The organism is Ekhidna sp. (assembly GCF_039940915.1).
In the GTDB taxonomy this organism is placed as follows: Bacteria; Bacteroidota; Bacteroidia; order Cytophagales; family Cyclobacteriaceae; genus Ekhidna.
This window is the reverse complement of the sequence record NZ_JBDVFO010000002.1, coordinates 97,327-122,682: the sequence shown is the minus strand read 5'-3', so window position 1 is coordinate 122,682 and position 25,356 is coordinate 97,327. Positions and strand designations below refer to the sequence as shown.

Annotated in this window: 22 protein-coding genes; 6 read left to right on the top strand and 16 right to left on the bottom strand. The window is 39.2% G+C overall.

What is annotated here, in order from left to right; translation table 11 throughout:
* Positions 1-223 precede the first annotated feature (223 nt).
* From ABJF57_RS05840 to ABJF57_RS05825, 4 genes are all read right to left on the bottom strand, one after another.
* A complete protein-coding gene (locus ABJF57_RS05840) occupies positions 224-442 on the bottom strand; it encodes a helix-turn-helix domain-containing protein (protein ID WP_462233314.1) in 219 nt (72 codons plus the stop codon).
* A 375-nt stretch (positions 443-817) separates the two neighbouring features.
* Positions 818-3,055: a tetratricopeptide repeat protein gene (locus tag ABJF57_RS05835; RefSeq protein ID WP_462233312.1), complete on the bottom strand. Its 2,238-nt coding sequence runs from the start codon at positions 3,053-3,055 to the stop codon at positions 818-820.
* Positions 3,052-3,948, bottom strand: coding sequence for a hypothetical protein (locus ABJF57_RS05830; RefSeq protein WP_462236047.1), 897 nt, complete (start codon positions 3,946-3,948; stop codon positions 3,052-3,054). Before ABJF57_RS05830 ends, ABJF57_RS05835 begins: the two co-directional genes overlap by 4 nt.
* Positions 3,914-4,669, bottom strand: a complete 756-nt coding sequence (locus ABJF57_RS05825) for a hypothetical protein (protein WP_462233309.1) — start codon at positions 4,667-4,669, stop codon at positions 3,914-3,916. Before ABJF57_RS05825 ends, ABJF57_RS05830 begins: the two co-directional genes overlap by 35 nt.
* A gap of 667 nt (positions 4,670-5,336) precedes the next feature.
* On the opposite strand from ABJF57_RS05825, the gene ABJF57_RS05820 reads away from it, so the two are divergent.
* Genes ABJF57_RS05820 through ABJF57_RS05810 form a run of 3 tightly spaced genes read left to right on the top strand, consistent with a single transcriptional unit; the run spans position 5,337 to position 8,760 of the window.
* Positions 5,337-5,798 (top strand): hypothetical protein, encoded by a 462-nt coding sequence (locus tag ABJF57_RS05820; RefSeq protein WP_462233307.1) that lies wholly within the window; start codon positions 5,337-5,339, stop codon positions 5,796-5,798.
* A gap of 57 nt (positions 5,799-5,855) precedes the next feature.
* Positions 5,856-8,462: an ABC transporter permease gene (locus ABJF57_RS05815; protein ID WP_462233305.1), complete on the top strand. Its 2,607-nt coding sequence runs from the start codon at positions 5,856-5,858 to the stop codon at positions 8,460-8,462.
* Complete coding sequence (locus tag ABJF57_RS05810; RefSeq protein ID WP_462233303.1) at positions 8,455-8,760, top strand: PadR family transcriptional regulator; 306 nt, start codon at positions 8,455-8,457, stop codon at positions 8,758-8,760. The genes ABJF57_RS05815 and ABJF57_RS05810 overlap by 8 nt, the downstream gene beginning before the upstream one ends.
* Positions 8,761-8,785: 25 nt before the next feature.
* On the opposite strand, the gene ABJF57_RS05805 is transcribed toward ABJF57_RS05810, so the two are convergent.
* The 6 genes from ABJF57_RS05805 to ABJF57_RS05780 all read right to left on the bottom strand — a co-directional run bounded on the left by ABJF57_RS05805 (position 8,786) and on the right by ABJF57_RS05780 (position 16,105).
* A complete protein-coding gene (locus ABJF57_RS05805) occupies positions 8,786-10,372 on the bottom strand; it encodes a phytoene desaturase family protein (protein WP_462233301.1) in 1,587 nt (528 codons plus the stop codon).
* 147 nt (positions 10,373-10,519) lie between these two features.
* Positions 10,520-11,389 carry a LytTR family transcriptional regulator DNA-binding domain-containing protein gene (locus ABJF57_RS05800; RefSeq protein WP_462233299.1) on the bottom strand — a complete coding sequence of 290 codons (870 nt, stop codon included), beginning with the start codon at positions 11,387-11,389 and terminating at the stop codon, positions 10,520-10,522.
* A gap of 102 nt (positions 11,390-11,491) precedes the next feature.
* Positions 11,492-12,709: a carboxypeptidase-like regulatory domain-containing protein gene (locus ABJF57_RS05795; protein ID WP_462233297.1), complete on the bottom strand. Its 1,218-nt coding sequence runs from the start codon at positions 12,707-12,709 to the stop codon at positions 11,492-11,494.
* Between the two features lie 16 nt (positions 12,710-12,725).
* Entirely contained in the window at positions 12,726-13,838 is a 1,113-nt protein-coding gene (locus ABJF57_RS05790) for an acyltransferase family protein (RefSeq protein WP_462233295.1), read from the bottom strand.
* A gap of 372 nt (positions 13,839-14,210) precedes the next feature.
* Positions 14,211-14,852, bottom strand: a complete 642-nt coding sequence (locus ABJF57_RS05785; protein WP_462233293.1) for an SPOR domain-containing protein — start codon at positions 14,850-14,852, stop codon at positions 14,211-14,213.
* Between the two features lie 341 nt (positions 14,853-15,193).
* The gene (locus ABJF57_RS05780; protein WP_462233291.1) at positions 15,194-16,105 is read right to left on the bottom strand and encodes a T9SS type A sorting domain-containing protein; all 912 of its coding nucleotides are present in this window, start codon (positions 16,103-16,105) and stop codon (positions 15,194-15,196) included.
* Positions 16,106-16,404: 299 nt separating this feature from the next.
* On the opposite strand from ABJF57_RS05780, the gene ABJF57_RS05775 reads away from it, so the two are divergent.
* A complete protein-coding gene (locus ABJF57_RS05775) occupies positions 16,405-17,073 on the top strand; it encodes an HAD family hydrolase (protein ID WP_462233289.1) in 669 nt (222 codons plus the stop codon).
* 109 nt (positions 17,074-17,182) lie between these two features.
* Positions 17,183-18,496: a hypothetical protein gene (locus tag ABJF57_RS05770; protein WP_462233287.1), complete on the top strand. Its 1,314-nt coding sequence runs from the start codon at positions 17,183-17,185 to the stop codon at positions 18,494-18,496.
* Between the two features lie 14 nt (positions 18,497-18,510).
* Here ABJF57_RS05770 and ABJF57_RS05765 read toward each other — a convergent pair whose 3' ends face one another.
* Entirely contained in the window at positions 18,511-19,986 is a 1,476-nt protein-coding gene (locus ABJF57_RS05765; protein WP_462233286.1) for a serine hydrolase, read from the bottom strand.
* A 234-nt stretch (positions 19,987-20,220) separates the two neighbouring features.
* On the opposite strand from ABJF57_RS05765, the gene ABJF57_RS05760 reads away from it, so the two are divergent.
* A complete protein-coding gene (locus ABJF57_RS05760) occupies positions 20,221-20,820 on the top strand; it encodes an EF-hand domain-containing protein (protein WP_462233284.1) in 600 nt (199 codons plus the stop codon).
* Positions 20,821-20,845: 25 nt separating this feature from the next.
* On the opposite strand, the gene ABJF57_RS05755 is transcribed toward ABJF57_RS05760, so the two are convergent.
* The 5 genes from ABJF57_RS05755 to ABJF57_RS05735 all read right to left on the bottom strand — a co-directional run bounded on the left by ABJF57_RS05755 (position 20,846) and on the right by ABJF57_RS05735 (position 25,262).
* Positions 20,846-21,241 (bottom strand): DoxX family protein, encoded by a 396-nt coding sequence (locus ABJF57_RS05755; RefSeq protein ID WP_462233282.1) that lies wholly within the window; start codon positions 21,239-21,241, stop codon positions 20,846-20,848.
* Between the two features lie 48 nt (positions 21,242-21,289).
* Positions 21,290-22,153, bottom strand: coding sequence for a LytTR family DNA-binding domain-containing protein (locus ABJF57_RS05750; protein ID WP_462233280.1), 864 nt, complete (start codon positions 22,151-22,153; stop codon positions 21,290-21,292).
* 63 nt (positions 22,154-22,216) lie between these two features.
* The gene (locus tag ABJF57_RS05745) at positions 22,217-22,750 is read right to left on the bottom strand and encodes a hypothetical protein (RefSeq protein WP_462233279.1); all 534 of its coding nucleotides are present in this window, start codon (positions 22,748-22,750) and stop codon (positions 22,217-22,219) included.
* Between the two features lies 1 nt (position 22,751).
* Positions 22,752-23,309, bottom strand: coding sequence for an RNA polymerase sigma factor (locus ABJF57_RS05740; RefSeq protein WP_462233277.1), 558 nt, complete (start codon positions 23,307-23,309; stop codon positions 22,752-22,754).
* A complete protein-coding gene (locus tag ABJF57_RS05735) occupies positions 23,310-25,262 on the bottom strand; it encodes a formylglycine-generating enzyme family protein (protein WP_462233275.1) in 1,953 nt (650 codons plus the stop codon).
* Between the last annotated feature and the right edge of the window lie 94 nt (positions 25,263-25,356).

Below are 25,356 nucleotides of genomic sequence, written 5' to 3'. Positions count from 1 at the left end.
CTCACAACTGAGGCAAACGGTGGAAGACCTGTTCTTTCAGCATCAGTAGGAACACCTGGTACCGCTTACCCTAGACTTGTTCTGCATTTGAAAGCAAATAGATAGAAAGGTGTAGACGATTCTACGTCCAGGTTGGGTGGAAATGTCACGGAAGTAACTTCCGCGCCAGTTGGGAGAGCTATATGTAAAGTAGGAATCTAAAAAATCCAATAAGTCTTTGTACTTACTGTACCCTCTTTAAAAAATCACTAGCTAAAATATCTAGTGGTCCACAAATTTTGATCAGATGAGAAATGGTAGGAACAATGAGCTTACGTTCAATGCGTGAGATATATGATCGATCCACATCAGCCAAGTTGGCCAGCTTTTCTTGGCTATAGCCTTTAGCTGTTCGTAGCTCGATAAGTAAACTGCTTATGCGATCTCTGAGTTTTTCCTCCATTGGTGGTGAAACTATTTGAGAAAATAGAATAGATTTGAGGATTATAATCCTCAATATAACAGCTATGAATGAATACAATGAATTTGAAGAAGAAAAGCACACATGTTAAAAGAACTACACACCCTCTTCGAGCACGTCCCACCCTATCAACTGAGGCAAACGGTGGAAGACCTGTTCTTTCAGTACCAGTCGGAACACCCGGTCCCGCTCACCCTAGACCAAATTGAGGACATTCATTTGTTGGTCAAGTTTTTGAACCAAGTGGAGCTTTATGTAAAGCAGTAATGGTATCTGATTTAACTCGTCACATGCTTCGTTTAGACATATGAAGGCGTAGCTACAACCCTACGCCTTGAGAGGGTAAACCCTGATCAATTATTCATTTGACAGAACTGCCCTTTTACCTTCAAGATTTTCGCTTAATTCAATAGCATATTTAATATTCTCTGAATCTTGTTGATTTTTCAACCAATCAATAAGGGATTTGAAGGACCAATCCTGGATGACTAATCCCTTAGAACTTATTCGAGACAGTTCTTTTTCTGCCTGACTATCGATGTTATTTTGAAGTCTGGCAGCCACAATACTTAGATATAACTTTAATGCAAAATTTCTTGAATTGGTCAGGATATCAAACTGAGTAATAATCGGATCCAAAAGCGAGTTTACTTTATTATATCTTCTAGTTTTTATATATACCTCTGCAAGATCAAGAGCATAGTCAACATTATTAGTATCCATTGCCATTGCTTTTTCCAAATATCTAACAGAAGTTTCATTCTGGTTTATCCCGCTATAAAGGTTTCCTAAATAAAAGTAAGCATCAATACTCAATGAATCATACTTCAAGTGTTCTTTAAAACAGTGTATGGCTCCAGTTGCAAGCTTTACCTCTTCATTATTATCTGCAAATAGTCCACGAAGCTCTAGTCCCATTAATAAATAGGTAAACCTACGTTCCAAATGTCCCCTATCAATTTTACGTTCTATGATGGCATCACCTTCATCAAAATCATTCACAGCGTAATTGATTAAGACTTTCTGCTTTAGGTTATAATAATCAATTTTATAGTTCAAAGCGCTATCAATATTGGTCAAAGATGCTTCGTAATTCATGTTTTTTAAGTTATTCCTTGAAAGTTGATAATAGCACTCTCCGATTATATCTGACAATTGCGAAAAATCTTCTTCATTTTGAATTTTTTTCAAAAATTTGATCGCTTCGCTGTAATTGCCAATATCAAATTCTACAAGTCCCATTTCGTATTTGGGTTTATCATCTTTTGGGCTAGCTCTGATCGCTTTTTCTAGAAAAAAAAGCGCTGAATCATAGTTTTCTATACTTCTATAGCTTTGGCCCAAAAGATAATTAATGTTATAATCTACAGATTGAAAATCATCGTCTAACAAATGGCATTTTCTTAAGTTCCGGATGGCTTCCTTTGTGTTTCCTAACTTTTGATATAAGGAACCCATGATAGCATACGCAAAAGGATCTTCTCCCATTTCTTTATCACGATCTAATGCCTGCTTAAAGGCATAAAGGGACCCTTCATATTGCTCCATTTTTAATTTGATTCTTGCCATCAATAGAAATCCTACATGGGCCTTCTTTTTGATGTTTATGGCTCTGCTGGCAAAATAGCCTGCCATCTCTGGCATATTCTTATCCAAATAATCTCTACCTAAAGTAATAAGCTCGTTGTAACTTGCATTTCTATGTTCAATAATTATATCGAGATTTTTCTTATTCCACTTACCATTAATAATACTGAATGCAACAACTTCTGAATAGAGGTTTTGTAAAGGCGAAACAAGATCTCCATCTTGAACCCCAATGGCTATTGGCGGGAATTCAACCGGTAAATTCAATGATTTAATCTCAAGTGTTGGATTTATAATGATTTTGCCGTCATTATCGGTCTCAAAAATTGTTCTTATGATGGCATCCGCGGATACCTCATTTAATAGATTAATGCTGTCAGCCTTAAATGATAATGATCTAGTATATTCCCATGGCACAATCACTACATTTTCTATTAAAGGAGCTGAAGCTATGAAATTTTGAATCACATCACTTACAAAAAACTTGCTGAGTTGTTTTGATTTTTTTGGTGAGTGATCTGCTATAAATGCTATTCGAATGTGAGATGCTTTTTCGATTTTCATCTCTCGAATTTTCTCCCGTATTTTTCCGCTGAGCTCAGTAAATATCCCCAGCTGCCCATTAGAATTTTTCCTTATTCTTTCTAATCGAGAATCATTTACTGTAAAGTCTAAAACCATTTGTTCTCCAACATATCTAATAGATCCGCGAATAGTGTAGTCAATTGCACTCCTATCAGCTTCTTTCAACTCATTATTAATCAGTTTGAGCCTTGATGAGTCTTTTAAAGTTTGATCTCTAACAAATGAATTTTTTTCTAACTTTACATTTGACTCTTCAATGAAGCTGAAAGTAATAATTTCAGGAATTTTATAGTAAAAATCGCTTTTGTTCTTCGCTGGATTTTCTATGATTATATCATCAACAGCAACCCTAATTTGCCCCTGTAAAACCAAAGTCAAGGCTGACAATAAAATGACTACTAATAATGTTTTGACGCTGTTCATTGATTCACAATTATTTTGCTTACAAATGGCTGTATGGTATCCTTATAAATATTTTCCATAGCATCCATATAGTTTGATTTCTCCTTCTCTTTAAGACCCTTTGTGTGAAAACGTTTTAAAAAAACCGAATAACAATTCGTTGCAAATTGCCTCTCCAAGAACACCTCTCCTTTAACTACCAACAGACCATTTTCTCTACTTAGTCTATTGACAATACGTACAGGAAAACCATCTTTATCTTGCTTCACATGATCATGTCTAATGTTGAAAAAATCAATAAAGACACTTGATTTAATAATGTCATTTGTAAAAAGTAATTCACCAACAGAGTTTCTCATGTCACTCAGCTGATAGCCACATTCATGATTACCTTTATTAATTTCAGAAACAAATAGACCAGGTTTAAACCTTTCAAACTCCTGACTTTGGTAGTATGAAATCTCATCAAGTATTTTATCCAACCATAGCCCGAATTTGGGTACCGGTCCTGTTAAAATATATTTGAAATAGTCTGGCTGAATTTCTTCAGCATTATTGTCCAAAACTTTTATAGAAAGGATTTTTTCATTCTTAATGGGTCTCACTTCACCTATAACAATATACCTCAGCTGTAGGGCGCTCATGTAATCCCTGAAATTTGTCTTGTTTGGTATTAGCTTGCCATCCTTTTTATCAAACCAGCCTTTATAATCTTCATATTCTAAGACATTTAGCACCAAAGAGGAAGATCTAAAAACTTTTGAATTTGAAAAACTGTCGTTGAATTCATCAATGTATGAGACCAGTTCTTCGTCCCTACTCTTCAATTTCAAATACAAAAAATCCGAAAATTCTTGACTAATGACCCTTGATCCTAGGCTAAGGCAAAGTAGAAGTAACGGTAAGCGTCCCATCACAAATATTATGTTTATGAATAAATTTTTTTAGATCGACATGCACAGTAACAAATTTCATTCGTAGACTTAAATCCTCACTTATCAGTTTAGTACATTCATCTTTCATTGTCTCTGCCAGAGAGACAATTTCGCATTTCTGACTTTTGGAATCATACTCCCAAGAATCAAATAACTCTAAATAGCTTTTGAAGCTACCAGACCCAAAGCTTTCCTTGAAGGAATCTCTTAACGTTAAGTATATATTCTGTTTCTTAATAGTATCATTCTGTATTCTATATGTCTTCTTTATGATTTCAATAATCAATTTTTTTTCATTCGTGTCATTGGTCTCTTCCAGCAAATAGCCTAAAAGTGGTAATGCATTATGATCAAAATATTGTAACATCTTTAAACCAAGCAAACGCCCATTTTTGGATGAGAGAACTGTATTCATAGCTCCATTATAAGTAAACTCTAATTCTGCTTTTCTTTCCCTTTCCTCCGCCTTTCTTATCTGCTCATTTTGTGTCCTTATGGAATGATAAGAGCGATAGATACCAACGAATCCAGAAACAATTGTTATAATGGAAATAATGATAGCTATCCACCCACGTCTGGTAGAACTTTTAATGCTCTTTAATTCTTGAGATAACTTTTGTACTTCAAGTTCAATCTTCATTTTGTTTAGCTCACTATCACTTAAATGTGATAGGTCATCCAAATTCTTATGATCGGGCATTTTGCTTGATTTTGTGAAATTTATCCATCTCAAAACTCTCAGTACTCAACAATTTTTCAATATTCTTTAGCGCGAAAAAATTGAACATAATCGAGTAGTTTAGTACAACGAAATCTACGTTTCAAATTAGAACTTACTTCTAAAAAAATCAATACCCCATTTAGGGTATTTTCAAACACCTCTATGATAATTAGAAGATAAAATTGGAGAAAGAACACCGTTAGTTCAATCCGTTATTTGTTGAATACTATCTTAGGAGATAATTTAACCTTAGCCAATACTATTGGGAAAGTTCATCCAGCCCTACTCCTAACGCTTCTGATATTCTCAAAGAACTACACACCCTCTTCGAGCACGTCCCACCCTATCAACTCAGGCAAACCATAGAAGACCTGTTCTTTCAGTACCAGTCGGAACACCTGGTCCCGCTCACCCTAGACCAAATTGAGGACATTCATTTGTTGGTCAAGTTTTTAAATCAAGCAGAACTATATGTAAAACCATAATAATTGATTTTGTGTACAACCTACTCATCTAAGCGCTCTTTGAGGCGGAAGGGTTTTGTGAGGTTGAACGAATGTATGAAATTCACAGAAAATGTTATTGAATACACAGAAGGACATTGCTAAGCATTTGGTAGCCTAATGAAGATTAAATTTGAATTCAGATGACCACTTCCCAACCCAAGTCAAGTTTGCTAATATCCATCGGTGTGTTCCTAATCGGAATCCTGGCTGCTGATGCTTGGTTGTTTTACGAACTGGTGCAAAACCCTGCCTCCTACTTGTGGGCGAAACTGATACTGGCTCCGACACTACTCGTGATTGGAATCGTAGTTGCCATCAAAGGCTACACTTCTGCATTGAGGCTAACAATAGGTAACGATAAGCTGACCTACCAATACCTCATGGGCTCCCGCAAAAAACACAAAATCACGGAGATCACTAGCTGGAACGAGGAAATCGTTAAAAGCAAGAACGGCGTGTATAAAAGGCTTTCCATCCAGCTCAAGAATGGCAAGTTGCTACGCCTGAGTAACCATGAAAACAGCAACTACGAAAGTGTGTTGAACTACTTAAAAAAGAAGGTCAAGGTTCAAAATAAGCGTAAGAATAATGCGAATGGTTGAAACCTTTTCACAACTATACGAGTATTAAGTTAATATTTGTATAGTTAAACCATTTCCATGACAAAATTCCCAAAGTGGGCAAGCCTCTACATGAGCCTTTTCTGTGATTCTGAGATACAAGAAGAACTGGAAGGTGATATCCTATCAAATTACCATTGGCGGATCGAAAACAACCAAAGAGTATCGGCCCGATTACACTTTCTACGCGATGTGCTTTTCTCTACTCGATTCATGTTTAGCAGAAATTCCAGTGCAGCGTCCTTACAGCTCCTGCTATCTACTTTCACAATTTACTGGCGGAACATAAAAAGAAATAAGGTCGCCTTTCTCCTAAATATATTCGGGTTATTCATCGGAGTTTTTTGCTTTCTCGCCATCTATTCATTTCATGAATTTGAGAACTCCTACGACAGACAGTACACGAAAGCTGATCAGATTTTCAGGATAGAAAAAGTTGAATATGACCTAGAGGAAAAACGAGTAACAGGTACCTCCTACTTACTTCCCGAATTTGTTGCAAATCAAATTGCTGAAGTATCCAATATGACAGGAGTGATCAACATGAGATACGACCGTGCAAACCTTCAATATCCAAAAGGGAATCCATGGCACAGGCTTACGTTGACACTCGCAAAGCCTAACTTCTTTGAAGTGTTTGATTTTGAGTTTCTGGAAGGAAGTCCAGATGATGCGCTCACGGACACCAACCGGATTGTCATCACCGAATCCACCCGGCGGAAACTTTTCAAGGAAAATGATGCATATGGCAAAGTGCTGTACGTCAACGAAAAACCCTACGAAGTTTCAGGGGTCATCCTTTTCCCAGAAAACACGCATTTTGAGTTTGACTTCATCATCAACTATGAAGTAATGTTCTCAACGGATTTTTGGGACAAAGAAAAGCTAGCTACCGACTGGCATTATGCTGATTTTATTTTTCATTATGCGCAAATACCGCATGGAAAAGAAAAAGAAGTCATTGAAAGCATTAACAGGCTTTACGCAAAACATAAGCACGAGGACAAGCCGGAAGCAGACTTTCAACTCCATTCTGTTTCTGATATTCACCTGGATGAATCTACCGATTGGGAACTTTCGGAGAATGGCAATGCCTATTTTGTACAAATGATGATGATCCTGGCATTGATCGTAATCGTGCTGGTGGCCGTCAATTATTCGTTCATTAACATCGCGCAAACCTCCAATCGCATCAAAGAGCTGGGTCTTAGAAACATTCTAGGTTCAACAAACACCAACCTTCTTTCCATCATTGTCATTGAAAACATCATCAGTATTTCTTTCGCAAGTGTGGTGGCGGCTCTTGCCATTCTATGGCTTCCGGACAATTTACCGCTGCAATTGCCGATCACGATACATCCGGAAATGCTGCTTACCCTGAAAAGTACTTGGATCCTACTGGGTTTAATCCTACTCCTTAGCTTGCTGGCATCCATATTCCCAATGCTACTGATCCAATCACTCCAACCCATATTGGCACTGAAGGGAAGGATTGCCTCCAGATTTGGACATTTTTCTCTTTTGAAAAGCCTGGTTACAGTGCAAGTAATGATCTCGTTGGGATTGATCATCAGTATGATCATTTTTCATCGACAGATTAGTTTTCTCATGGACAAGGATCCTGGATTTGCTGTTCAGCATATTGGCTATCTGGAACGTTACGACCGTGGTGACAACAGGCCAAGTTATGAGGCATTCAAGGAAGAGCTTTTGCAGATACCCGGTATCAATAGCGTCACTAGCTCCGCACAGATACCTCTGAGATGGCCGGCAGGAAATAATTATGAATTGATACTGAAAGGTGAAGAAGAAGGTGTTTTGTGCAGTAGAGCCTGGATCGATTATGATTACTTTGAGACACTGGAAATCACAATGCAAGAAGGCAGAGACTATTCAAAGCAGATGACTTCTGACACCAATGCAATCATAATAGGAGCTTCAGCGGCTAAGCAATTGGGGCTTGATGATCCGCTGGGCAAGACCGTGAAGATATTCTTTCGAGGGGGAGCCATCGTGGAAGAAAAGACCATCATTGGCGTGGTAGAAGATTTCAACTACCGAACCTTTCATTCTCAAATCATGCCACACTACTACATGCTTGCACCGAATGGCCCGGTGATCACAATCAATTTTGCTGACATCCACAATCAACAGGTTCATGAACAAATACAAACGCTGTGGCCAAGCTACTCTCCTAACGAAGCATACAATTTCACCTATATGGAGAACCATTATGAAAAGCAATATCAATCGGACCTGGCGCAAAGAAATGCGATCTTCATACTGGCAGGTGTGGTGCTTCTTTTAGCAAGTCTTGGCATTTTCGGCATTTCCTCATTTGTTGCAAAAAAGGCAACAAAAGCGGTGTCTATCCGAAAGGTATTGGGAGCAAGAGTCTCCGAACTCTACATCCAGCAGGCAAAGCAGTATGTCATAATATCCGTTATTTCCTTTCTCTTATGCATGGTGCCTGTCTATCTCATTGCATTCAATTGGCTCCAAGGTTATGCATACAGAATCGTTATCAATCCGATGTATTTCGTAACTGGGTTGGCCATCGTGATACTCATCATTGTTGCGGTTGTCACAGGCAATATTTTGAAAATAGCTACTTTAAATCCTGTAAATACTTTGAAAGATGAATAATGAATCGATTGGCGTTTTAGAAGAAATGGTGTTACTCATCGTGATGCGAGAGAACGAAATCAACGGCGCAGAGGTCTTGCGACAATATGTGGATTTATTGAATCGTACCATCTCCCTCCCTGCCATAGTTTCTGTATTGAAAAGACTCGAACAAAAAGGATTTCTTACTTCTACCCTTGGGGCTGCTACCAGCGAGCGCGGGGGTAAAAGAAAACGCCTTTACCAGGCGACAGCAGAAGGGGTAGCCATAGCGAGGACTATCCAAGCCAATAGAAACGCGCTTTGGTCTGGTATATAGGCAAGGTTAAAGCTTGTGAGCCTTTCTAGAACAATCGATCTTTCACGATGTTTTTCTTTATAATGGTTGATGCCGTCAAAAAACCGGCAAACAAGGCTCCGGCCACACCAGCAGAGACAACGTCTTGTCCTGTCAGATAAAAATTCTTGATGGGGGTTTTGGGTTGCAAGAATCGCTGCTTGTAGCGATCTGGATTATGATCAATGCCATAGAGCTCCCCTTGCTCATAGTTCATGAAATGCCGGGTAGTAACGGGACTGGAAAGCTCGTAACAATCGATTTTACCTTTCACTTGTGGGAGCTTTTGATAAAGTACCTCCAGTAATCTTTGCGCAATCTTTTCTTTCAATGCTTCATAATCAGCGCCCCTCTTTTTCCATCGCTTATCTTCCCATTTTTTGAAAATGTCATAGGGCATGACGGTGATGATATCAATTGTGCTTTTACCAGGATATCGCTCATTCCAGGTGGGATCCTTAGCGGACGGAAAGGATATATAAACTACCGGAAAAGGCGCATCCATGTCCTTCTCGAAGCGCTCTACGCATTTATCATGATCTAAATCGTCGGGGTATATCCAAAAGTTGGCCTTAGGAAGGTTAAGCTCCTCAGGAGTGCCGATTAGTCCTATGTATAAACTAGCGTGTGCAGCAGAAGGTGTGACATGATCCAGTTGGCTAGCTAAATTATGCTCGGCTACAACCTTTTGAGGCAATAGCTTCTTATACGTATTTAAGATTCCGGTACCGCTAATGATGAGGTCACCGTGTATTTCTTTTCCATCTTGTAATCGTACACCCGTTGCCTTATTATTTTCTATCATCACTTCGGCAACTTCGGCATTGATCAGTATGGTTCCACCGCCGTTTTCGATGACGGAATCTACCGTTTCAGCTATTCTGGAAGAACCTCCTACAGGAAAGCAACCGCCACCAAAATAGTGCTTAGAGATCGAAATATGCATGGCGAAACTGCTTCTGGATGGAGGAAGACCATAGTCGCCATATTGACCTGTCAAAACCTTGATGAGCTCTTCGTTGGAAGTAAGCTCTTGAAGCACAGATAGGGTCGTACGGGAAGCGTATTTAAGGTATGACTTGCGCATTCTACTGCCCGCTAACTTCTGTACATATCCAGGCATAGCTTTCTCTGCAAAATATTGCCTGCTGAACTTAGAGACTTCAAATACAAGATCTACATATCGGTCGATCGCTTTTTCTTCCTCTGGGAAATATCCCTTCATAGCGTTCTTCCAATTTTCCACTCCTTTAGGAAAATCGTAGGTTTTATTGCCAATGACAATGCGATCATACACTTCTCCCATATCGGCCCACTTCAATTCACTATCGGTGACGTAATCAAACATCCTGCGTAAAACCCCCTGTTCCTTGTTTACCTCGCCGATGTAATGAATACCTACATCCCATTCGTACCCCCTCCTTTTGAAGACATGCGTATAGCCTCCAGCTGTTGTGTGCCTTTCCAAGACCAGTACTTTCTTTCCTTCTTTAGTTAGACAAGCTGCAGCAGCTAGACAGCCCATTCCAGAGCCAATAAGGATGACGTCATAATGCTCCAGAAGTTGATGTTTCTTTTTGTATGATTGTATCATAAGAGAAGTGTAAAGCTTCACAAAATAGGCATTTTTTGAAAAGATGCTTCTATCCTTTCTGCAGTAATACTTCACACCATGATCGATTTTTCATCTGTTCATGAAAAGGTTAAATGCATCAAGTCTAGGGAAAACTTTGAATGATGGTTAGTTAACGTTAGAATCAATCCATTTTCTGAAGCCTGAGGCTTTGCTTCTACTCACGATCACTTCTTGCTGTTCTTCTCCGCTTACCTTCAGTTCCACTTTGATCTTACCATGGTCTAATGAGGTTAGACGATTTACAATCGAACGGTTTACAATTATCTGCCTGTTGGCTTTGAAAAATCTTTCACCTTCCAGTTTTGACATTAGGTTGTCAAGAGAACTTCCGTACGAAAAATTTTGCTTGTTCCCCGTTGAGATCATAACAAGACCTGATTGATACCTGGCATAATGTATTTCATGCTGATTAATCAGGTAGCTTGATTTACCGGAAGTTATTTTTAATGGTTTTTGAGTCCCCTTCGTAAGGAACTCCGGCACTTTGGATTCCTTCCTCCAATGGAAAAAAAAGAAAATGCCTGTATCAATAATCGAAAAGAAGAATGCCAGAGAGACAAAGCTAATGTTGATAACGATCAAGTCACCCAGCGCATAGAATCCCCCATAGAAAGCAAACGTGACAGAAATCAATAAAAGGTTCAACACCACGATCAGAAATGCTAAATGCATCCCTAACTGTAAGACCAACCGTTTCCTGACGCCCTTTTCCCAAGGAAGCCGAACGTCAAGAATTTTTGTGATCCATCGCATCCCCTCCAACAAAATAAAAGCAGCAAGTACCGCGTTGATGGTTTCTTCTAGACTCAGGGAAATCAGGGAGCGTTGATACTTAAAGTCCAAAATGATATTGACAAGTAGGTTACTACAAAAGCCTAGCAGAAATACGCTGAGAACTCTCCAGTGAAAAATTCTCCGCAGTGAATTCTGAAGAAACCTTCTAGTGATTTTAGGTTGCTGGAGATAAGTAAGCATCCGAGCTTTTCATTTAAAGACCCCCAAATCAACAATAAGTTTATCAGCGAAAGACTTGCGAGTCGGATTTTATCAAATTTCGAGTACTCCCGAGAGACAATGTTATGGTCTTTCCTTATCAATTTCCACTTGCTTTGAAATTTCCTTTTCCGTTTCCCTTAAAATCAAGTGATCAAAATTTTCCCAATAACTGTGATCATTGTTAAACGCACGGTCAATCATTATTTCATTTCTTTCAAATCGGATACCCTGCTCAGTAAATGCTTTGCTTTTGGCGTAATCTGTAGTGAAATAGTACGAGCGAGTCTGATATTTTTGGTTCTTCTCAGTACCAAGCCAATAAAATTTGTTTCGTTTCTGTATCCAGTCCCCAATGTAAATACTCGAGTTCAGCAGCCATTTCCCATTCTCATCTTCCATGTATTGCTCAACCCAGGTATGGAGTGACCATTTCCAGTTGTCCAGTGGTCCCCCATCTCCATGCGTTTTGCTGCCTTCTATTCTCACAAAAGCATAGGACGCAAGGTCAATAATGAGCTTTCCAAAAATTGGCTTACGTTTTGAATCCGTAAAGGAAATTATAACAACCTTTTTCCCATTGAAATTTGTATAGCCTTCAATCCTGTATGAATAATCTTGAAAATGGGAAGGAAATATTGCATTGATTGGGTCGTTGATCGAATATTTCAGGCAACGATAAGCTCCTCCTGAAATTCCATTTCTTTTTCTAAATTCCCGCCTCCAATTTTCATACTCGGGCATCTTTTTCATTCTGTCCGAAAGATGTAGGATCTCAATCCTTCCATCTGCGTCCCTTCCTTTCCCAGGGATTTTGGCTTGGATTATAGCATCTGCCTGATAGATAGCCTTGCCGTTGGTACTTTCCGTCTCCTTGAAATAGCCGGTTAGCAAATGTGGCTCTAACCAATAATTCTCATTGATTCGAAGATAGGCCTCTTCAATTATCTCTTGTGGTGTTGTCCTTTCACCATTTACATAAATATCTTCCAGTTGCAAAATGGCTGGAAACAGTTGAATCTTAAAGTCTCTATCATGTTTGTCACGCTCCCATTTGACGGTATCTGTCCCATAGCCAATGCATGATACTTTCAGAAGGACTTCAGCGGAAGAAATATTTTTCAGATGGAAAACGCCATCTGCATTTGAAACAGTTCCTTTATTGCTCCCTAGCAACGCAATATGAGCAAAAGGTATGGGAGCTGAGCTATTTCGATCTAGCAAGACGCCCTTAATGATTTGCTGTTGTGCCTGAATTGCTGTCTGACTAAAAAATAACAATGACAAAACAAGAGTTCTCATGACCTAGATTTTAAGTTCAATATTTTTTCCCGTTCAGAAATTCCCCTATCACTGTCTTACGAACAAGGAAATGATAACTTATGAAGCAAATCAGAGAGGTTAGTGTCAGGTTAATTAGAAATTTTATGATCCCCGAAACCTCCCAATCGATCAAAAAAGCTGGGATAATGATTGTAAACGGAAGATGTATAAGGTATACCCAATAGGAAGAATCTGAGATATACCTCATCCTCTTTGATGCGCCGTTATAGTGTTGAATAAATAGACCTGGAATTCCACTGAGAAACAATGCGATGACGAATGCGCTCATGATTCCTTTGATGACGTCATCAATCTCATTGTAAAAAAGAAACTCGATGGAATAGACTGCCACAGCCAAAAGGGTGTAAAGCCCAGCATTTTGCACCAATCTTGGCAATAATTCCTTTGTCTTAAATAAAAGCCAACCAAAGAGGTAGAAGAAGAGGTAAAAAGCGAGAGATGGAAAATCCGGTATCAATGTGAGGGGCACCGGAGGACTTAATTCCCAAATGATCAAAAGGAGGATGAAAATCAATAATGTACTGACACCAAGGCGCGTATGACCTTGATAAACTACTTTGCGAAATATCTTTAAAACGGCGTTTTTTACTCCCTTCAAATGAGTCAGAATCTTTGCCAGAAATAATGTTAGTAATGTACAAAGCCAGAGGTAGTACAGAAACCATAAATGTATTGTAGAGTCAGGAATGAAATCTTCTGTGGAGAAACTAACAGAAGTGAGGCCGTCTGAAAACAATCCTGTGACTGAGCGTATGGAAACAGCCACAACGGGGAAGAGCACAATGAGGAAAGTAATAAACGGATAGACGATTCTTCTGATTCTATTTTGAATCATATTAGAAATCCCTCGTTTAGTATAAAGCAGTGCACCAAAGAAACCAGCAAGTAGAAAGAAAATTGGCATTCTAAACATGTGTATGAGATATTCCACATAATTCAATCCCAGGTGTGTCGAATCGAAATCCTTTGGAAATGGGGGATTATCTCCAACCAGGTATACTTCTGTAGCATGCAGCACAATACCCAGTAGCATCATGTAGGCTCTAAGCGAATCTAAAGAGTGAATTCTTGTTTCTTTTTTTTCCATTTCTTAAGTCATGTCGCTAAGATTGGAAATATGTCTGGAACTTATAAAAAGCCTTGTGACGAAAAAGTTGAAACGCTATAAAAACCATCCTGGAGCGAAATTTACATGAGACCTATTCTCTCACGGAATGTGGATTAGGTATTCAGGTCCTTCTTCAATTGAAGCTTGTTCAACTTCAAAACCTTTGCTGGAGTCTTGCTAGAAGGTTTCTACAGGATATTTGGAGCACATAGGCTATCGATATGAGATGTGTTCATGTACAGAATCTTTTAAAAAAATATCAAGATCCCATCGTATGCATTCACAAGAGATCTCAATTAAGAACAAATTCCATAACAAGTAGATTAGGGGATGAGTTTTGCAAGACAGCAATCAATACTTCAATACCCAAACTTCCTCACCAAACGAACTGAATGATGAAGTAGCTGCCACTGCTTGGTCCCATGTTTCATAGTCCCCGACGGAAACCCGATGAAACAATTTATTGATGTCATCTGGTTGGATAATTTTCACATCACTCCCCTCCTCGGTCAGCTTACGGGCATAATCCATCGCCAAATCTCCATCGATACTGCTGGATACAATCACGTAGAAACGTCCAGTGGGCGAAGAAATGGTCTCTATTTCTCCAGAGGCTATTCTAGCTTCTCTTGCTGCTATCTCATCTAATTTTGCATTGACTAATGTCAGTTGGTCCTGCGCGTATTGTTGGTTAGGGAGAAGAGCTGCAGCATCTGAGTAAAGTGATTGTGCTACAGCCCAGTTTTCCTGGTTAAATTCTGTATCTGCATTGATTATCAATTGGTCGTATTGAGTTTTTCTCCGAGCTGCTTCGTCCTTCCGTTTTTGTTCTGCTTCTTGTTTTGCGATTTGCTCCAAACGTGCTTTCTCTATCGCCTCTTGTTCGGGTTGATAAATGCCCCAGTACCATACAGCAAGAGCGCCTACTAAAAATATAACTACAATACCAATCACTATTGCAGTTCTTTTACTTCCGTTTGAAGAGTTATCCATGTGCTAGTTTGAATGTTGAAGATTAAAGGTAACCAAAATGGGTTTAGATGACTAAAACCTTTCTCGACGCTTAATTATTATTTAGCAGAGAGGCTCAAAGCTTATTTCTATTTCGTTCCATGTATTTGTAAGGTATACACCTAGTGAAATCCTTGCGAATGTGGTCACTAAAGCGAAATCCCTCAGTAAGACCCTCGACTATTTTAATTCTTTCATCTAATTTTTTTACCAGAAACAAGAATCCCAAATGTGATTAAAATCTAAACACATTTGGGATAAGTACTAGATTGCGATTTTTGACTTCCGTCAGTAAAATTTCAGCAAATGTGCTAGTGAGTGAATCATTGTTTTTCCAGCTTTAATGATTTAAGTGTTCCCTCTTGTTCAAATAACACAGTATAAATTCCCTGAGGCAATGCTTCTATATTAACAATCTTTTCTTGTCCCTTTTTGAAGGAAACCGTCATCATCAACTTTCCACTCATATCTATTATGGATAGCTCTTCAATATCGGTGACGTTTTGCAATTCAAACGTTGATTTTGCGGGGTTGGGTATGATCTTACCTGAGTTGTTGTCCTTTTCCAAGGATAGCACATTTATACCTCCAATATCACCCCTATATACAGCTACGTATCCTATTTGGTGACTTTCCTCTCCGTTAGAATTACGTATGATCATTTTCACTTCCACATTACTATTCGCGGTTACGTCTTTTGCTATCAGTATTTCACTTGGGTTTATGCTTCCAAACCTTTTAGCTAGTTCTTGCCAATCCCCACCGTCTGTGCGATAATATAAGATGAGTGAGTCTTGATCTGTCTCCATGTTAGGAGTTGAAACCACACATGCTGCTATATCAAATGGGGTTTGCGCCTGGCTAATCTCGATTACCTGCGACTGCCAATTAACTGCAGCTCCTGTATGATTAGCAATCAGTAGTCCGCCCGAAACTCCAAAGGATCCTTCTGGCGTGCCATCAATTGTCCACTTTTCTGAGGAAGTTGTCCCATCTTCATATCCATCAAAATCTTCAATCCATAAGACTCCATCTTCAGGTGGGGTGCATGCATCTTGACTGCCATTCCCGCTACCTCCAACAATATTAGGATCAATGGTTACCAAGTCATCCCCTCCTTCACCAGATTCAGGTTTATACTCCGTTCCGTTAAATTCATCAGTACCAAAAGCTTTACTCTCACCCAAAGCTGGAATAGTTTGCCAGACAACTCCCCCATCTTTGGTTTGTACCAAAGTAGGTTAGTAAAGACAGTAGGATTAGCTTTTTCATAAGGAGTATTTAAAATATTCCTCAAGTCTAGCACTACAGTGTTCAGTTTAGATTGATTGGCATGTATACAAAATGTGAACCAATTCATTTTTTCAAACAGCTACCAGAAATGTTAGATTAAACCGATTGTTTAGAACCGAATTCTAACAGCAGTCAAGCAGTTATTTTAATCTTGTATTGAGATGATGGCTGGAGTTATTTATGTATAAAAATCAGTCTAGTGTCCAATGTCATTACTCTAAATTCTATTTTCGCAATAAAAATGGATATGCTAAAGGCTGCAATTTTTGACATGGATGGAGTGATCGTCAATAGTGAGCCACTGCATCATCAGGCATATCATGCGATGTTTGATGAAGTAGGGATTGCTGTTCCCACTTCACTTTATGATTCCCTCACAGGTAAGTCTACCATCAATTTATGCAAGCAACTAAAAAGTCACTTTGATCTGGCTCTTCCTGCTGAAGAGATGGTGACCATCAAGCGTCAACACTATGATGTTATTTTCGAAAGTGATAAAGATTTTGACCTGATCAAAGGAGTAAGAAATTTGATTCAAAATTATTATGATAATGGACTGACGCTCGTTCTGGCTTCATCTTCTTCTATGCCGAGTATTGAGCGCGTTTTTCAGCGCTTTGATCTTAATCAATACTTCAAAGGGAAGATTAGTGGTGCCGACTTAGTCGCCTCAAAACCCCATCCGGAGATATTCATCAAGGCGGCGCAAATGGCCGGTTTCAGTGCACAGGAATGCTTGGTCATTGAAGATGCTACGAGCGGGATTGAGGCAGCAAAAGCAGCTGGTATATTTTGTGTAGCGTTTGATAGCGAACACACGAAAAGCCAGGATTACAGTAAAGCGGATAGATTGATTAATGATTTTGAAAGCATTCAATTTGAAGCTATCCGGAAGGATTTTGAGGCCTGAAAAGTTTAATGGATACTCTTAGAAACATTTTAAGCCATTCATAACAAAATGAGTTACAACATGAATGTCTATTTTATATATTGAGGAATCACCTGATTTTCAGTGTTAAATGAAAGATCTCACGCAACAAAATTCGTCCTGGCCTCAATATCAATTGATCCTTTTCAGGTTTTTTACCATCTACTTCATCTTATCGACCGCCATCTGGTCTTGGTTGGGATCCATACCTGGTTTTTCTTTCCTGAATTCAATCGATAGTACACTTTCTGGAGCCTATACTGAATTTTTCAACAACTACATTTACCAGGTAAAGGAAACCTTGGTTCCTACTAGAGGAAGTGGGGATACCTCCATGGGTTGGGCTACCTTATATGCGCAACTTTTCATAGCGCTTGTGGGTGGTGTTTTGTGGTCCATATTGGATAGAAAACGTACGCATTATACATGGGGAAGTCTCATTGTACGAAATATTGTCCGGCACTACATTATTTTGTTTGCCTTTATCTATGGGATAATTAAGATTTTCGGGTTGCAGATGCCCTCACCTAGCAACAGTTATTACGCTACTGATTTGGGACATTTTAGCGGCATGCGATTCTCCTGGAACTTTATTGGCTATTCAAAAGGATACGAGTTTTTTAGTGGTTTAATGGAAGCTTTGGTTGGTGTATTTCTGCTGTACAGACGAACCGTAGTTTTGGGTGCCTTATTGGGAGTTGGCGTCTTTGCCAATGTGTTTTTATTGAATATCAGCTATGATATCCCTGTAAAAATCTTCTCATTCCAATTGCTGTTTGCTTGCTTCTTCATCTGCGCGAACAATCTTCAGCGAATTTTCAATTTTTTCTTACTTAACAAACCGGTGTCTCCGGATACTTCCTGGGATATTCCGCAACTAAAACCGTGGTTCAAACCAACTAGAATTGTATTGAAGGTGCTTTTTATCATAGGCTTTGTTGCGTATCCATTTTACAATTACCAAAAAGCATATGTTTCTCGGAGCAATCGCACTACTCCTCCTCCATTTGAAAGCGGCTTCTACTCCATTGAAAATTTCATACTTAATGGAGACACCATTCCTCCAACATTGGATTCCAAGTTACATTGGAAGGATGTAGTGATAGACAACGGTAACCGAGGAAGTATAGGATTGATTGATTCTACTTTCAGAGTTCGGTACGGGAGGTCTTTCTTCTTTGACTACAGCCTGGATAGCACCGACAATCTATTAACCATCAAACGGTTTGCCAATGACACTTTTGACCTTTTCAAAGGCTCCTTTATCCGCTTAAGCGATACAGATTTACGATTGGATGGCATTTACAAAAATGCAGACTCGTTGCAGTTGGATCTCATCTGGGATGTAAGGGACTATAAGTTGGCCAGAAAAGAATTTAATTGGCTACTAGAAAGTGTACCTTAAGAAAGGCATCTCTCTTATTGAGCTTTGAGCATTTTCAAGCGATTTAGTGCATTGGATTGTTTGGGGTTTATCTTCAGCACTTGCTCATACAGGGATATGGCTTCTTCAGTCCTTCCCTGCTCTTCCATAGCGATGCCTTTAAACAATGGAGGATATGTCCATTTAGGATACGTCTGGATTAAGTAGTCCATTACTTTCGAAGCTTTTTCATACTCTTTATTATCTAGATAGCCTCTCCCAATGAGTAGTATGTCAGATTTTGAAGGGGTTCGGATATCAGCTTTGATTTCCTTCCACTCGGCTGCTAAACTGTCAGCGCCTTCTACACCTTTATCAAAAAGAATGCGAAAAAAAGCTTCACTACCATCCATTTTGGCTAAAGGCTCGTCATCAAACCCCACACTCATGTTGGTAAGTTTATTTGCTAGTTCTCCGATAGGCGATGGAAGTTTATTGCTCAGTATAATTACAACTATGTCGTGCTCTTTAAGCAAGGAAATTTTGGAGCTAAAGCCCGGACTTCCACCGTCATGATGCAAATTCAATCCTTCTTGTATTCCATCGTCAACTGGCCATACATAGTTAGCAATGAACCACCCATAACTATACTTTCCTTGCTGAATTTCAAATAGCTCACTTCTACTCTTTTCATTAAGGTAACTGCCAGACAAGACTTGTCGAGCCCAAAGGAAAAGATCTTTTGTTGTTGACTGTATTGAGCCAGCACCCACGACATAAGATTTGTCTTCATACTTTGCATCGATGGTTTGCTCAGGAAGACTTATTAAACCTTGTGCTTTGTTTTCATATGAATGCGTGCTTATTTCATGACTAGTGTTTTGCATTCCGATGGGATCGAAAACCAGTTCTTTCATGGCAATCCCGAATGATTGATTGGTAACGTTCTCAATGATTTTGGCCGCCAGCGTATATCCCAGATTTGAATAAGACCACTTTGCTCCTGGCTCGAATAATAAATCAGAATCACCAATGATACTTACCAGCTCATCTACGGATATATAATTACCACCAAGCTGTTTGCTACTCAAAGATTCTATGTCACGTCCAAGCCCACTAGAATGAGACAGTAAATGATGAATGGTGATACGATTACTCCACTTGGTATCGATGCCAGGCAAATAAGTAGCGATAGGTTCATCCAAGTCTATGCGTTTCTGTTGCTCGAGTGCTAAGAGTGCGCAAGCCGTGAGTTGCTTGGATATTGAAGCCGTTCTAAAAATCGTATTTCCATTGTTAGGAATGCTACCTTCAAGGTTGGCATAGCCAAACGATCCATGATACACGATTTCATCACCCTGTCCGATCAAAATGTTTCCGCTAAATGCCAATCTATCTCCATATGATTCTGCAACTGCTTTTAGCTTTTCAATATTATTAATCTGCGCCTCTTCTTTACTGAGGCTATTCGTCTGACTGCAACCGACTACTAATAGGGTGATCCATAAAAAATTAGCCTTGATTAGATTCATTTACTAAACGTTTTGATTGTATTGACACCAAAAGAGAATTTAAGGTTACAACTGTAGAAACTGAAGGTTACAGCAACCATAGAATTATTTTCCTCATATTAGAACATGTTGTTAGTAAAATTCCTGAGCCTGTCACTTAATCTTGTTGAAACATGGGCAATTTTGGCAGATTGACCTAAAAGAATCTTAAATGTGCTCATACTTTAATAGTTTAGACTTCAGAAGCCTAAATACGTGCAACTCGAGGATACAATAAAGAAGTGGATTTTCTTTTTCTATGTGCTAGATGCAAATCGCGATGGCGTATTGGAACCTTGCGATATCGATCAAATCATCGATCGATTGATCAGAGCCAGGCCGGGACTTTTCAGTGAGGTTGAATCTCGATACTTACGCTACGTTACCCAAAAAAGTTTCGATCGTCTACTCATTGAAGCCAGCAATGGAAAAGAACGCAAGATTAGCATCTTGGAGTGGGTTAGAATCATCAAAAAAAATAACGAAACGGACAAGGAATCTTATTTTATCCGTTGGTTTTCTGTTTCGGCTGTAAGGTTCTTGTTTGACCTCTTTGATCATAACAAAGATGGATTCATAGACTTTGATGAATTTGAATCGCTCTATCAAATATTGGGACTCAATAGAGGTAACATCATTTTTGCTTTTAAGCAACTCGACGTAAATAAGGACGGAGTTTTAAGCAAAGCGGAGATGCATGATGCAATCAATGATTTCTTTTCTTCGAGCAATGCTGCGATCAATAATTACGCTTTTGGTCAATACAAAGAGATCAGTCATGAGTATATCAATAAACTGATAACCGTTTTGCTTTAAGGACGCTCCCCTAGTAACGAGCACCCTAACCCTTCTTTCCTACCCTATCAGATAACCGTTTAAACTCACTATCCATGCCATAGACTAAGGATATATAGAGCAATGTAACCATGGTAAAAGCGATCCAAATTACATCGGTCATGCTTGTGCCGAATACGATTCGGGTAATCATAGCTCCAAGCATTACGGTAGCAAGCGTAAAAGCAGCGTATTTATTAGCTTTTGGGATGAGTATGCCAATGCCTCCCAAAAATTCGAGTACACCAATAAAGTACATGAAGTAGAGTCCATAGCCCCACCGTTCAATGAAGGCACTTGACCAAAAGCCATCTGCATCAAACTTAGCCCAGCCATTTTGTATGAAGGTGCTGGCATAGTTCGCAGACATGAGAAAGAGCAAAATCTTTTTGAAAATATTCATCCTTTTTTAGGTTAAAGATGAATGATTCAACTTCGAATTACTGGTGAGCTATGCGATGGTGGGACGAACTGTTGCCAATTTGGGGTCATCTGCTACTTGCTCTCTGGATACCATCTGTGCCTTGATTAGATCAATGGATTCTTTGTAGGTTTTGCTCGATGTAAGGGGTTTATTGTCTTGCATTACTATGAGGTATTCACCGTTACGCCAATGTTTGAGCTGCTTGACATTCCTCCAATTGATAATTGTAGATTTATGTATCCGATGAAAATCTGACCCTAGTTTTGATTCAAAAGATTTGAGCGTCGCTCTTATTTTGTACTGTGAATTTGCTGCATGCAAGTTGAGGTAGTTGCCATCAGCTAGCAAATAGTTGATGGTCTCAGGATTAAGCACGTGATATGTACCATCGCTGGTTCGGATTGTGAGGGTATCCTTTACTGAACTTCGCCTCCTTAAGAGATATACCGTAACAAAAATCACCGCAATTTTGAACATTGCTGTTGGCGATGAAAATAAGATCACCAACCAAACATCACCAAGAATTTTCAAGGGGCTTACATTGACCATTCCTACAATGTTTTTAATGCTGTAGTCCACCAAAATATCGAAACTTCTCACCAGAAGACTCAAAAGAAAAACGACAACAATGAGCTTTAAAAGAATAGGCTTTAATTGCTTTCCGGTAATGAGCTTGTGATCAACGATTCGAATGGCTAACGCAGTGAGTAGCGCCCAACTTAGCAAAGGTGTAAAGTAGTAGAAAGAGATATCAAATAGCTGATATGCTGTTGGTGGCTCTGCCTCATGTATACGCCCAAGCCAGCTGGTAAGAAAGGCAATCACCGCTACCCCTACTCCGATTAGCATGGACCAAGAAAACACTTTTCTATCTGTAGCGCCAGATTTCATAGTTACTACATTTCAATTTCTCAATATACAATTATAGTAACGTGATTTCAGAAATTCAGTCGATTACTTTCCTCTAATGACCAGATCCATAACCTCTTTTTGTTCCGATAAGGAACGATTAGTTACCGGTTGTATTTCTTCAGTTTTCTCAGCTTGCGACGCTTGCGTGACGTATACCGGAACAGATACCCTTAAAACTTTTTCAACCCATAAAGTGTCTACCTGTGTTACTGTGACCGTATCCCTCACCATTACTTCTACTATGCGATCTTGAGTCACCACTCGCTCTTCTGATGGAAGAAAGAAAATTAAATAAACGATTAGTGAGAGCGGCACAAGGTGTGTGTATGCAGGTAACTTATATCTGAAAAATGCAAAAGTGCTCTTTGCTTCTTTCGCCTTAAATTCAGCCATCAAAGAATGTTTCACATCTTTCCCGGTCTGGAGTCTTTCCCCTTTGAGTAGCGTTATACTTACACGAAGCTCTTCGTAGATTTCTTGCGTGAGTTCTTGATCAACAAGGATTCGCTCGGAAGCCGTTAGCTCTTCATAAGCCTTTGTCTTTAACAATGATTCAATTCTTTCAAACTCTTTCATTTCAATATTTTAATGAGGTTCGTATTTTCTCTTTTGTATAGAAGATTCTGGATTTGATGGTTCCTTCGGATAAGTCCAACATTTCTGCTATGACTTGAATGGGTAAATCCTGCTGATATTTAAGTAGAAAAATCAATTTCCTTTCTTCTCCCATCTGATCCAGCATTTCATGAATCTGATCTGTTAGAATCACTTCATCCAATGCATGTTCCTGCTGCATGGTAGTAATGGGTTCTTCATGCATGTGTTCTGCTTTATAAGCCTCTTCGAAGCTTCTTTTGCGGTAGGCATTTTTACACATGTTGGAAGCTATGCGAAACAACCAAGGCTTTACTTCATATTGCTCGTTGTAGAGTTCGGGTTTATTGATGATTTTGGAAAAAAGGTCATGAACAAAATCCTCTGACATCTCCCTATTGGACCATAGCATCCGAAAAAAGAAGGCGTTGAGGCGATCAGCGTATCGATTGTATAGAATAGAAAAAGCTTGATGATCCCGGTTTTTCACCAAGATCATCAGCTCTTCATCTGTCCTATTTACATGTTTTCGAAAAATCATTTACTCTTCGATCACTTCCATGAAGAGACGGAAACCAACACTTATATCTGAACCATCATATTCATTCATGCTTTGAATGGTGGACTCGTCTGCTTCATGATTCCAGCTCCCCCCCATGGCCTCTCCCTCGTTCTGCGTCATTTCAGCCACATTTCCTATGACATCATAGAGTCCAAATCCATTGGCAAAATAAGTTGCCACTGGCGAGACGAATGTATAGCCATCGCCTTTGATCCCAGCAGCACAGACTACATCTTCGGGGACTTTCACATTAGCCAGGTAACAATCTTTATTGTTGACAATGCTATTTCTTAGGCTCCAGGCAGACCGTCCCCACGGGTATGAAATTTGATATTCGGAAAGGTTATACGATTGATAAGCGGACTTCCCCTCTAATTCTTTGGCTTGGATGGTGTTTTCTTCTATTCTCCATGAAGTAAATTCTTTGTATCCCAAAGCAGAAATCATCCATTCTTCTTTTGTAGGCAAGCGAAAAAGCACCTTTCTGAATTTCCGCTTTTCTTGCGCGTTGTACTGAACTGTCAACCATTCACAGTAGGCTTGCGCTGTTTTGTGCGTAATATCTAGTACTGGGTAGTCTAAATAATTGCCACTGCGTGAATTTTTGACGGATGTGGCATTTGCCGGGCTGTATTGATAATTGAAAAGCAATGCTTTTGTGAGATCATCGTATTCAGAAATATCCGGGTACGCGCTTTCATACAATTTGGTATATCCATTCGTTCTTAGGTACTCCATAAAGAACCAAAACTCGCTGTTTTTCAGCTCGACCTCCGAAGCATAAATCTTGTTCTTGATGGGTTTCATACTTTTATCAAGAGACTTGGTATCGAGTTTTACAACCTTAAAGGTTCGTGGAGTTTTGCGTCCATTTAAAAGCAACTCCACCCTTGTTTTGATTTGAGAATCTTTTGATAACTCCAGTATCTGCTGCTTGAGCTGATTGGAACGTTCTTCATTATTCAGATTGTCATAAAAATCCTTTAACAGTAGTAATGGGACAATATAGTTGGATGAAAGTACGTTTCCGGTTGCCGTTTTCGGCTCGCCGTTGAAATCGATGGTGAGATAATCCATGAGGAATTTTTCTTCCATGTTTTCCTTCAATTTCTCAAAATGATTAAAAGATTCGTGACCATTCGTAGAAGCTAGTCCGACGACATATAAGTGACTTTCAATTTCTTGTAAATGCCTTCGTGGTAAAGTCAATGCATAGAATATTTCGCTCGTATTTTCTTTACTTAATAAGTGATTGACACTTGATCCAATGTTCTTTTTAGCTAGCGTTTTTGTAACATAAGCTTCTTGCTCTTCAGCGAGTTCAAGATTCAATATGGTGATGTCTTTTCGGATTCCCATGACGTCCTGTAAAACCCAAATCGGAACTGTGGTGTGCAGTGCATCCGTAACCAAAAGTCCATTCTCGTTTACTGACATCAAAAGATTGTAAGTGTAGTTTAAGGTACTGGAGTGGATTAAACCAGCATGAAACACCTTCGTCGATGTTGCCATTCTTTCCGAATCATTTATTAAATCAGCAAGAATGAGTTGATCCTCCAATGTATAGTCGCTTTTATCATTTATTGCTAAAGCAGACATCAAATGTTGTACGCCTTCATCACTCCAACCTTCCATTTTGAAAGCGAGATAATGACTGGTGTAAGAGTCTGGAAAGTACTCCTTCGCTTTGTCTGCAATGGTTACTAGTTCGGCTTTACCCTTTCCTGCATAAACGGATGCTTTGAAGTAATTTATCCATCCATCTTCATCTGATGGATTCTCCGTTAAGTATTGATGCCAGGATTGGGAGATTTCTTGATACCACGTTTTGGCTCTTATTTCGGTAATTTTTGAAGGTACATTTTCAGGCCTTTCAAAACCAAATAGCACTCCGGTGCATAAACATGTAACGATGTAAAATATTTTTTTCATTTCAAGTGATTGTTTGATCATTCACCAAGCCATACACTTCAAAATGAGTCAGGTTCAATCCCCATCACTTTTTTTGAGGAAACCATGTCTGAAA